The 10,642-nt window shown below is 70.2% G+C and carries 8 protein-coding genes; 5 read left to right on the top strand and 3 right to left on the bottom strand.

Features of this window, described 5'->3' with window-relative positions:
• Positions 1–211 precede the first annotated feature (211 nt).
• Entirely contained in the window at positions 212–1,138 is a 927-nt protein-coding gene (locus NL1_RS34475; protein WP_067848749.1) for an ADP-ribosylglycohydrolase family protein, read from the bottom strand.
• A 363-nt stretch (positions 1,139–1,501) separates the two neighbouring features.
• Between NL1_RS34475 and NL1_RS34470 the strand changes: the two genes are divergently transcribed.
• Positions 1,502–2,629 (top strand): agmatine deiminase family protein, encoded by a 1,128-nt coding sequence (locus tag NL1_RS34470; RefSeq protein WP_067848746.1) that lies wholly within the window; start codon positions 1,502–1,504, stop codon positions 2,627–2,629.
• 69 nt (positions 2,630–2,698) lie between these two features.
• Positions 2,699–3,277: a TetR/AcrR family transcriptional regulator gene (locus NL1_RS34465; protein WP_067848744.1), complete on the top strand. Its 579-nt coding sequence runs from the start codon at positions 2,699–2,701 to the stop codon at positions 3,275–3,277.
• Positions 3,278–3,319: 42 nt separating this feature from the next.
• Here the strand turns inward: NL1_RS34465 and rarD are convergent, their stop codons facing one another.
• Positions 3,320–4,240, bottom strand: coding sequence for an EamA family transporter RarD (gene rarD / locus NL1_RS34460; RefSeq protein WP_067848741.1), 921 nt, complete (start codon positions 4,238–4,240; stop codon positions 3,320–3,322).
• Between the two features lie 125 nt (positions 4,241–4,365).
• Between rarD and NL1_RS34455 the strand changes: the two genes are divergently transcribed.
• On the top strand, positions 4,366–6,783 hold the full coding sequence (locus NL1_RS34455) for a cation-translocating P-type ATPase (protein ID WP_067848739.1): 2,418 nt from the start codon (positions 4,366–4,368) through the stop codon (positions 6,781–6,783).
• A 78-nt stretch (positions 6,784–6,861) separates the two neighbouring features.
• On the top strand, positions 6,862–7,680 hold the full coding sequence (locus tag NL1_RS34450) for a PhzF family phenazine biosynthesis protein (protein ID WP_067848737.1): 819 nt from the start codon (positions 6,862–6,864) through the stop codon (positions 7,678–7,680).
• A 47-nt stretch (positions 7,681–7,727) separates the two neighbouring features.
• On the opposite strand, the gene NL1_RS34445 is transcribed toward NL1_RS34450, so the two are convergent.
• Entirely contained in the window at positions 7,728–9,782 is a 2,055-nt protein-coding gene (locus NL1_RS34445) for an MMPL family transporter (protein ID WP_162272796.1), read from the bottom strand.
• A gap of 139 nt (positions 9,783–9,921) precedes the next feature.
• Between NL1_RS34445 and NL1_RS34440 the strand changes: the two genes are divergently transcribed.
• Positions 9,922–10,642: histidine kinase (locus NL1_RS34440; RefSeq protein WP_162272795.1), on the top strand; the 721-nt coding region annotated here is incomplete at its 3' end.

Here is a 10,642-nt window from a genome sequence, read left to right as displayed (position 1 = left end):
GGTCGATCACTCGGGGCTGTGGAGCCCGGGGCCGATCCACACCGCATACGGAGCGTGGCCAGCCCCGTTCGTCACCTCTCGGGTCGTCAGGATGGTGGTGAACAGGGCACCGGTGCTGCTGCCGCCGCGGGCGTCGGTTGACCGGAACGGCGAAGATTGGCGCCGCGGCTCAGTAGGGTTCCTCGGCCTGTTGCGTCGAGCGGCCTTGGTCTCAGGTGGTGGTGTTCGCTCGGACGATGCGGGTGGCGAGGGTGACCAGGTCTTCGCCGGTGAGGCCCGGGTAGCCGTGCAGCATGGTGCGCCAGTGGGCGGGGACGGCGGAGGCGCCCCAGCGGGCGCCGAGCAGGCCGCCCGCGATGGCGGCGGTGGTGTCGGTGTCGCCGCCCGCGCGGACGCAGAGTTCGAGGGCCAGCGGAAGGTGTGCGGGGCCGGAGGCGTTGGCGGTGGTGATGGCCCACCAAGCGGTCTGCAGCGCGTGCACGACCCAGCCGTTGTTCGGAAAATGGTCGGGCGCACCGGTTTCGGCCTCGTCGAGCAGGCGATTCCAGTAGTCGGCGCTGTCGCTGGCGGCGACGTACTCCCGCACGCCGTCGAAGTTCGCGGCCAGCACTGCGTGCCGGATGGCGTAGGTCCAGATCTTGCACGCCTCGACGGCCTGCTGGTCGTGATGGGTGAGCAGGCCGACCGCGCCCGCCAGCCGTTCGCACTCCGCGGCGTCGTCCAGGCAGACCAGCGCGACCGGGGCCGTGCGCATCAGCGAACCGTTCCCACCGGTCAGCCCGTTCAGCGACATGGCCTGCTGTTGCATGGCCCGTGCCGAGGCGGGCCGGGCGGAGAGCACCCGGTCGGTCTGCACGCCGACGTCGGGCGGATCGGAGTCGTACCACCGCATGAATCCGGCCGCCACCGCGTCTAGTTCGAGTCCGGGGCCGTCGTCGGCGGCCAGTGCGATCGCCAGCGCCATCGAGGTGTCGTCGGTCCATTCGCCGGGCGCCCAGTCGAACGCCCCGCCGCCGATCATGGCGATCTCCTGCTGCGGACCCGGCCGGGTGAATTCGTATCCGGCGCCGAGCGCGTCGCCCGCCGCGGTACCGAGCAGCACACCGGCCGCTCTGTCGATTCGCCCGTCGTCCAGCATCGTGAAAACCCCTCCGGTCCTGCGTCGATCGCGGTCAATGTACCGAGCGGCACCGCCTCGTCACGCTGTCGACTCGAACAATCGTGGCGGCGCTTCTCTGTGCCGATGTGACGAAACCGCGTGCGCCGGACCGCGGTTCCACCCGTGCCACAGCAGACCGTCAGTCCCGGTCCGCGGCCATGACGTCCGTCACGAGCTCGACCCGCGGCCTTGACTGAATTTTCAGTCAGGTATTAGAGTCTGCGATTGCCAAGTGATCGCGCTGTGGAGTTGCCTGCGCGCTCGCGTAACCCGTGGGCTGTTGACCTCTCGCGCCTTGCCGTGGCTGCGTGCTGTGAACGTCCCTGGCCAAGGAGTTGAAAGATGCGGCGACGCACCTTCGTGCATACCGGTATCGCGGCGATCAGCGGACTATTGCTGTCCGGTTGCGGCGATGCGTCGCAACCAGTGGTCGGCGACGGCTCGAATGGTGATGACGACGACGGGAGACAGTGGATGATGCCCGAGGAAGGCAGTTCGCACGCGCGGACGTGGATGGCGTTCGGCGCAGGCGCGCGCATCTGGGGCCGCGACCTGTTGCCGGAGGTGCAGCGCAACCTGGTGACTATCGCCACGACGATCGCCCGGTTCGAACCGGTCTCGATGCTGGTGCGGCCTGCGGAAATAGGCTTGGCGCGCAGCCTGATCGGCGCCGCGGACGTCGAACTGATCCCCGCGGAACTCGACGATCTCTGGATGCGCGATATCGGGCCGGTGTTCGTCCAGGGCGGCGGCCGCACCGCGGGCGTGGATTTCAACTTCAACGGCTGGGGCGAGAAGCAGGAGTACCGCCGGGACGCCGAGGTCGCGCGGTTCGTCACCTCGCGCGCCGGGGTCGAGACCCTGCGCACCGATCTGGTGCTCGAGGGCGGCGGCATCGAGGTCGATGGCGAGGGCACTGCGATCATCACGGAGAGTTGCGTGCTCAACGACAATCGCAATCCCGGATGGAAGAAGCGCGACGTCGAGGAGGAACTGGCGGCTCTGCTCGGCATCGAGAAGGTGATCTGGCTGCCCGGCATCGCCGGGGCGGACATCACCGACGGACACACCGACTTCTACGCGCGCTTCGCCGGGCCGGGAGTGGTGGTCGCCGGTCTGGACAACGATCCCGAGTCCTTCGACTACGACGTCACCCGCCGTCACCTGGACATCCTGCACAGCGCCACCGACGTGCACGGCAGACCGTTGCGGGTCGAAGTGCTCGAAGGCCCTTCGACGGTGCGGGAAGCCTTCGCCGACGACGATTTCGCCGCGGGCTATATCAACTTCTACGTGTGCAATGGCGCGGTCATCGCCGCGGAATTCGGTGACCCCGAGACCGACCCGGCCGCCCGCGCCACCCTCGAGCGGCTGTTCCCCGGCCGCGAGGTCGTGCAGATCGGCATCGACGGCCTCGCCGCGGGCGGCGGGGGCATCCACTGCACCACCCAGCAACAGCCCGCCGCCTGACCGATCCCCGCCGGTCGCCGCGTTCCGCGATCACGCGGCCGGACCGCCACCCCTTACGAGTGAGGCCTCGTGTCGGACCGTCAGACCCAGATTCTGCAAGCCGCTGTGCGCGTCATCGCCCGCGACGGAGTCCGCGGACTGCGCGTGGACAAGCTCGCCGCCGAGGCGGGCGTGTCCACCGCGCTCGTCTACTACCACTTCAAGGACCGCGCGGGGATCCTGCGCGCCGCGCTCGACCACGTCAACCGGCGCGCCCAGCGCTACACCGACGACGCCTTCGCCCACTCCGACGACCCCCGCGTCCGGGTCGAACAACTGCTGTTGCTCGAACTCCAAGACGACGACGAGGTGCGTGAGAACAGCGTCGCCTGGGGTGAACTGCGCGCCAGCGCCACGTTCGACACGGCCTTGCGGGAGCCGCTGCGCGCCACCACCCTGGCGTGGAACAGCGACGTCGAAACCCTCATCGCGCAGGCGCGAGACGCGGGCGCCGTCCGCCGCGGTATCGACGCCGCCGTGGCCGCCGAACATCTCACCACCTTGGTCGAAGGGCTCAGCGAACGCTGGCACAGCGGCAGCATCACCCTGGATCGGGCGCGGGAGATCCTCGCCGACGCCATCGAACGGCAACTGGGCGGCCCCGCCTGATCGGCTGTCGCGCCGAGGGTTTCGCGGCGCGAGCGGGCAGCGTCAGGGTGTGGGGGCATCGGTGGGGGACAGGGGTTGTGGGGTGCGCCGTGCACGCCGGGCGCGCAGCAGGGCGTCGGCGGTGAAGATCGCCAGCGCCGCCCAGATGAGCGCGAAACCGGCCCAGCGGGACGCGGGCATCGGCTCGTGCACGACGACGACGCCCCACGCCATCTGCAGCGCCGGGGTGAGGTACTGCAGCAGACCCATGGTGGACAGCGGAACCCGTTGGGCGGCAATGGCGAACAGCAGCAGCGGCACCAGCGTGACCGGTCCGGTCGACATCAGCAGCCCGGCGTGCGCGGCGCCGGTGGTGAAGTCGCTGCGACCGGTGGCCAGCAGCACGACGACGAAGGCGAGCGCGAACGGCGCGGCGACGAGGCCCTCGGCCGCGATGCCGCGCAGCGCGTCGAGCGGGATGACCTTCTTCACCAGTCCGTACAGCGCGAACGAGCAGGCCAGCGCGAGGGCGATCACCGGCGGCCTGCCGTAGTCGACCGTGAGCACCGCGACCGCGACCGCGCCGAGCCCGAGCGCCGCCCACTGCGCCCGCCGCAAACGCTCGCGGAAGATGATCACCCCGAAGCAGACGGTCACCAGCGGGTTGACGAAGTACCCGAGCGCGCACTCCACCACGTGCCCGGAGGTGACGCCGTAGACGTAGACGCCCCAATTGATCGAGATCGCCGCCGAGGCCAGCGCGGCCAACCGCCAGGTCCGCGCGCCGATGCCCGCCATCTCGCCCAGCCGCCCGGTGACCACGAGCACGACGAGTACCACCGCGAGCGTCCACAGGATCCGCTGCGCGAGCACCTCCACCGCGCTGGCGAAGGCGAGTAGGCCGAAGAATGCGGGAAACAATCCCCAGATCAGATAGGCACTGGTGCCGAAGGCAACACCGGGGATGGATCTGTTTCGCCGCACCCGTGCCAGGCTAGTGGGCGCCCGCTGTTCATGGGATGAATTATTCGGAGAACCTCCGCCTTCGCTCCGGCCATACGCGGTCTGGGGACGGACTGCGTCCGGCAGCGCCCGTTAGGCTGGCGAACATGTCGATAACCGTGCAGGCATTGGGCGGACTCACCGCGGAGGAGGTCGAGCAGCGTCGCCGCGACGGGCTCACCAACGACGTGCCGGACCGGGCCAGCCGTTCGGTCCGCGAGATCATTCGCGCCAACGTCTTCACCAGGATCAACGCGATCCTCGGTGTGCTGTTCATCCTGGTGCTGTCGACCGGTTCGATCATCGACGGCATGTTCGGCCTGCTGATCGTGGCCAACAGTGCCGTCGGCATCATTCAGGAGATCCGGGCCAAGCGGACGCTGGACCAGCTGGCCATCGTCAGCCAGGCCAAGCCGACGGTGCGCCGCGACGGCGTCGCGCACCAGGTGGCGCCGAAGGACGTGGTGCTCGACGACCTCATCGAGCTCGGACCCGGCGACCAGATCGTGGTGGACGGCGTCGTCGAGGAGTCCGCGCTGCTGGAGATCGACGAATCGCTGCTCACCGGCGAGGCCGACCCGATCGACAAGGCCGTGGGCGCGGAGGTGATGTCGGGCAGCTACGTGGTGTCCGGCTCCGGCGCGTATCGCGCCACCAAGGTGGGCCGCGACGCCTATGCCGCGAAGCTGGCCGACGAGGCGAGCAAGTTCACCCTGGTGCACTCCGAACTGCGCAGCGGTATCGACAAGATCCTGAAGTTCATCACCTACCTGCTGATCCCCGCCGGTCTGCTCAGCATCTACAACCAGCTGTTCTCCAGCGGCGAGAGCTGGCGGCCCGCCGTGACGGGCATGGTGGCCGCGCTGGTGCCGATGGTGCCCGAGGGACTGGTGCTGATGACCTCCATCGCGTTCGCGGTGGGCGTGGTGCGGCTGGGCCGCCGCCAGTGCCTGGTGCAGGAACTGCCCGCGATCGAGGGTCTGGCCCGCGTCGACGTGGTGTGCGCGGACAAGACCGGCACCCTGACCGAGAACGGAATGCGGCTGTCGGACATCAAGATCCTGGACGGCTTCGACGACGGCGCGGTGCGCAAGGCGCTGGCCGCGATGGCGGGCGACGACCCGCGCCCCAATGCCAGCGTGCAGGCCATCGCCGAGGAGCTGACCGACCGGCCGGGCTGGCAGCACACCGCGGTCGCGCCGTTCTCCTCGGCCAAGAAGTGGAGTGGCTTCTCCTACGGCGAGCACGGTGACTGGCTGCTCGGCGCGCCGGATGTGCTGCTGGACCCGGCGTCGGAGGAGGCGCGCACGGCCGAGGAACTCGGCTCCGCGGGCCTGCGCATCCTGCTGCTCGCCCAGAGCGACCGGCCGGTGGACGCTCCCGACGCACCGGGCGCGGTGCAGCCCGCCGCGCTGGTCGTGCTGGAGCAGAAGATCCGTCCCGACGCCAGGGCGACCCTCGACTACTTTGCGAGCCAGGACGTTTCGATCAAGGTGATCTCCGGCGACAACGCCGTCTCGGTGGGCGCGGTGGCCTCCTCGCTGGATCTGCCCGGCGGCGAGCATGCCGTCGACGCGCGCCGATTGCCCGAAGAGCGTGAGCAACTCGCCGACGTACTCGAGCAGCAGACCACCTTCGGCCGGGTCCGTCCGGATCAGAAGCGCGCCATGGTCGGTGCGCTCCAGTCGCGCGGGCACACCGTCGCGATGACCGGCGACGGCGTGAACGACGTACTGGCGCTGAAGGATTCCGACATCGGCGTGGCCATGGGCGCGGGCAGCCCTGCGACAAGGGCGGTGGCGCAGATCGTGCTGCTGGACAACAAGTTCGCGACGCTGCCCTACGTCGTCGGCGAGGGCCGCCGGGTGATCGGCAACATCGAGCGCGTCTCGAATCTGTTCCTCACCAAGACCGTGTACTCGGTACTGCTCGCGTTTCTCGTCGGCCTGGCGGGCGTCGGCTCGCAGATCTTCGGCTACGAGCCGATCGGCTACCCGTTCTTGCCGCGCCACGTCACCATCGCCGCCTGGTTCACCATCGGCATTCCGGCGTTCATCCTGTCGCTGGCCCCGAACAACGAACGCGCCCGCACCGGATTCGTCTCGCGCGTCATGCGTTTGGCGATTCCGTCCGGCATCGTGATCGGCGTCGCGACCTTCGTGGCGTACCTGATCGCGTACGCGGGGCCGGAAGCCAGCGAGACGCAGAAGGAGCAGGCGGGCACCACCGCGCTCATCACGCTGATCATGATCGCGATGTGGGTGCTCGCCATCGTGGCGCGGCCGTACGTGTGGTGGAAAGTGGTGCTGATCGTGGCGTCCATGGCGGCCTACGTCGTGCTGTTCACCGTGCCGTTCACCCGTGAGTTCTTCAAACTCGACCCGTCCAATGTGGCGCTCACCACGTCGGCGTTCATCTGCGGCGCGGTCGGCATCGTGCTCGTCGAGGCGATCTGGTGGATCAGCGCCGCGTTGCACGGCGAGGAGCGCAGGCTCATCCCCGCCTCGCCCGGCGGCAGCGCGTGAGGCCGCTCACCTGCACCGTCTCGTCGCGAGAAGCCTTGTGCGAAGCGGTCATTCGGAGTTGGAGTATTTTCTCCGACTATGGAGGTACTGCTGCACCAGATCGACGCGTTCGCCGACGCACCGTTCTCGGGTAATCCGGCGGCCGTGATGCCGCTGACGTCGTGGTTGCCGGATGAGCTGCTGCACAACCTGGCCGAGGAGAACAACCTCGCCGAAACCGCCTTCTACACCTCGCAATTACCCCCGGAGGCGGCCGGGCCGCCCGGGGACCATCCGGCCTTCCACCTGCGCTGGTTCACCCCGGCGGTGGAGGTCGACATGTGCGGCCACGCCACCCTCGCCGCCGCGGCGCAGGTGCTCGAGGACATGCATCCCGGCGCCGACCGGGTGAGCTTCTTCACCAGAAGCGGTTGGCTGCACGTGGATCGCACCGACGACGACGAGTACGTGCTCGACCTGCCGACGGTCGCGTCCGTCGAGGTCGAGCCCGACCCGGCGCTGGTGGCGGCGCTCGGGGTGGCGCCGGTGCGCGCCTTCTCCGGGACCGACGAGGTCGTCGTGGTGGCCTCCGAAGACGAAGTGCGCCATGCCCGTCCGCTGCTGAGCGCCTTCCCGTCGCTGCCGCGGGCGGCCATCCTCACGGCCCGCGGCGCGGAGGTCGATTTCGTCTCGCGGGTCTTCGCGCCCGGTCTCGGCGTGCCGGAGGATCCGGTCACCGGATCCGCGCACGCCCAGCTGGTTCCGCTGTGGGCCGCCGAACTCGGTCGCGCCGAGCTGCTGGCTCGTCAGCTGTCCCGCCGCGGCGGCGCCCTGCGCTGCGAGCTGGCCGGCGATCGAGTCCTGTTGTCCGGACGCTGCCGCCGCTATCTCGACGGCGTGGTCACCCTGCCCGACTGACGAACGCGCCGCGGTGGCCCTCGACGAGAGCCACCGCGGCGGTGTTCTCACCGTGCGGGCACCGTTTCCGGCCGCCGGGGCGGCGGCGCGACGGCCGGACGGGCCATCCGGGACGGCCACCACACCCGATCTCCGGCGATCAGCGTGAGCGCGGGAACCAGGACGGAACGGACCAGCAGGGTGTCCAACAGGACGCCGAAGGCCACCGCGAAGCCGAGCTGGGCCAGCGTGACCAGCGGCAGGGTCGCCAGCACCGCGAAGGTGGCGGCCAGCACGACGCCCGCGGAGGTGATCACTCCGCCGGTGACCGAGAGGCTGCGCAGGATGCCCTGCCTGGTGCCGTGCCGCACGGCCTCCTCCCTCGCCCTGCTGACCAGGAAGATGTTGTAGTCCACGCCGAGTGCGACGAGGAACAGGAAGGCCAGCAGGATCAGCGCGGAATCCAGGCCCTGGAATCCGAACAGGTGCTCGAAGGCGAAAACACTTGCGCCGAGCGCGGATCCGAACGACAGCACCACGGTGAGCACCAGTCCGACCGGTGCGGCCAGCGACCGCAGCAGCAGGGCGAGGACCGCGGTGACCACGAGCAGCACCAGCGGGATCACCAGCAGGCGATCGCGAGCGGAGGCCTCGGCGGTGTCGAGGTTCGCCGCGCTCGGGCCGCCGACCACCGCGCCGGGCGCGACCTCGCCGAGGGTGTCGCGCAGCCGCTCGATGGTCGCGTATTCGGCGGCGGAATCGGCCGGGTCGCGCGGGATCGCGGTGATCTCGCCGACGGCCTGCCCGACCCGGCCCACTTCGACCGCGCCGATGCCCGGGTCCGCGGCCGCCGCCCGCATCGCGGCGTCGCGAACGCCGGTGGGCGCGAGGATGAGCAGCGGCGTGCCCGCGCGGTCCGGGAAGTGCGCCGCGAGCAGTGTCTGCCCCTCGACCGATTCCGGGGTGTTCACGAACTGGTCGGCCCGGCCGAGCGAAGCGGTGTTGCCGAGCAGACCCAGGCTCAGGATCGCCAGCACCGCGACGGAGGCGAGCGCCGCGACCACCGGCCTGCGCGCGATGGCCGCGCCGACCCGGTCCCAGCCGGTCGGTGCCGTGGTCGTCTCGGTCCGCACCCGCGGCACTCGCGGCCAGAAGATCCACCGCCCGCACACCACCAGCAGCGCGGGGAACAGCGTGACCATCACCGCGAGCGTGCACACGATGCCCGCGGCGCCGACCGGGCCCATGCCCGCGGCGTTGTTCATGTCGGCGGCGAGCAGGCACAGCAGACCCAGGCTGACGGTGGCCGCCGAGGCCGCGATCGCGGGCACCGAGCGCCGCAGCGCGGCCAGCATCGCCTCGGCCACGTCGGCGCGGTGGTGCAGTTCCTCGCGGTAGCGCGCGACGATCAGCAGCGCGTAATCGGTGCCGACGCCGAACACCAGAATGGTGAGCACCGCGGCGCTCTGGTCGTTGACGGTGACGTCGAACGTCTCGGCCAGCCCGTAGACCGCCGCCATGGACAGCACGTTCGCCCCGGCGACGGCGACCAAGGGCACCAGCCACAGCAGCGGGCTGCGATAGGTCAGCAGCAGGATCACGGTCACCACCAGGGCGGTCACCAGCAACAGCCGCTCGTCGATGCCCTCGAACGCGCCCTCGAAATCCGCTTGCAGCGCACCGGGTCCGGTGACCTGCACGGTGAGCCCGGCGGGATGCTCGGCCACCGCCGAACGGAACTCCTCGATGTATTCGGCAGGCTCCCCGTGGGATTCGCCGATCGTGACCGGATACATGAGAGCCTGGCCGTCGTCGGAGGGCAGCAGTCGCTCGGGTCCGTCCTGCGCGCCGTATTTCGTGCGCAGCGCGGCGTAGTGGGCCGCGGCAGTGGCCCGGTCGGCCTCGGTGACACCGCTCGCGCGGTGATACACCACCACGAACACGTTCTCGGTGCCGCCGGGCAGGGTGGCCTCCAGTTCGGCCGCCATCGTCGACTGCGCCGAGGCGGGGAGGTAGTCGGTCTCCCGATCGGATTTCACGTCGTCCAGCGCGCCCGCCCACGGTGTCAGCGCGGCGAGCACCGCGATCCACAGGCCGATGAGCAACCACGCTCTGCTCTTCATCCCCATCACTGTCTCCTCGTTTCGGACATGGCAAGCAGCGTCGCGGGAACGCGGCCGCGAAACGTCCGCCCGGGGAAGGCTGTTGGAGATACACCGCGCGGAGTACGCGGGTCGCGGCCGGCTGCCGGAGAATGGCGGGGTGAACAGACGGTGGGTGACCGACGGCGCGCTGGCCGCCGCACTGCTGATCGTCGAGCTGATCGCCGCACCGCTGCTCGCGGACCCGCGCCCGCTGGACGCCGTCGGCACGGTGCTGCTCACGCTGTCGACGGCGGTGCTGGTAGCGCGTCGCAGCAGGCCGCTCGGGGTGTTGTTCACCCATTTGGTGCTGGTGGTTCCCTACCACACCAACGAATATCCGCACGAGGCCGTGGTGCCCGCGACCGTCGTGGCGCTCTACACGGTGGCCAGGTACGGCACCCGGGTGCGCACGGCGCTGGTGATCGCGGTGGTCATCCTGTGCGGCATCGCGGGAATGATGCTGTCGCCCACCGGCAACGAGAACACGGCGCTGCAGGCGTTCGGCGTCGCCGGCTGGATCGTGGTGGCCTGCGTGGCGGGCGAGGCGGTGCGGCTGCACCGCGCCTACATCGCCGAGGTGCTGGACCGCGCCGAGCGCGCCGAACGCTCGCGCGACGCCGAGGCCCGCAGGCAGGTGGCGGAGGAACGGCTGCGCATCGCCAGGGATCTGCACGACCTGCTCGCCCACACCATCACGGTGATCCAGGTGCAGGCCGGGGTGGCCGCGCACCTGCTCACCGAGGGCCGGGCCGAACGGGCCACCGTCGTCGCCGCGCTGGACACGATCGCGGGGGCCTGCGCCGACGCCCGCGCGGAATTGGCGGCGACCGTGGGCGTGC

Origin of the sequence: Nocardia lijiangensis NBRC 108240 (assembly GCF_001613045.1) — a bacterium.
GTDB classification, from domain to species: domain Bacteria; phylum Actinomycetota; class Actinomycetes; order Mycobacteriales; family Mycobacteriaceae; genus Nocardia; species Nocardia lijiangensis.
Note: the sequence above shows the minus strand (reverse complement) of the source record. Positions and strands in the feature narration are given on the sequence as shown.

Excerpts from the sequence above, each read along its gene's own strand:
- NL1_RS34455 (WP_067848739.1), top strand. The coding sequence starts at position 4,366 with ATGTCGATAACCGTGCAGGCATTGGGCGGACTCACCGCGGAGGAGGTC.
- NL1_RS34450 (WP_067848737.1), top strand. The coding sequence starts at position 6,862 with ATGGAGGTACTGCTGCACCAGATCGACGCGTTCGCCGACGCACCGTTC.
- NL1_RS34475 (WP_067848749.1), bottom strand. The coding sequence starts at position 1,138 with ATGCTGGACGACGGGCGAATCGACAGAGCGGCCGGTGTGCTGCTCGGT.
- NL1_RS34470 (WP_067848746.1), top strand. The coding sequence starts at position 1,502 with ATGCGGCGACGCACCTTCGTGCATACCGGTATCGCGGCGATCAGCGGA.
- NL1_RS34445 (WP_162272796.1), bottom strand. The coding sequence starts at position 9,782 with ATGAAGAGCAGAGCGTGGTTGCTCATCGGCCTGTGGATCGCGGTGCTC.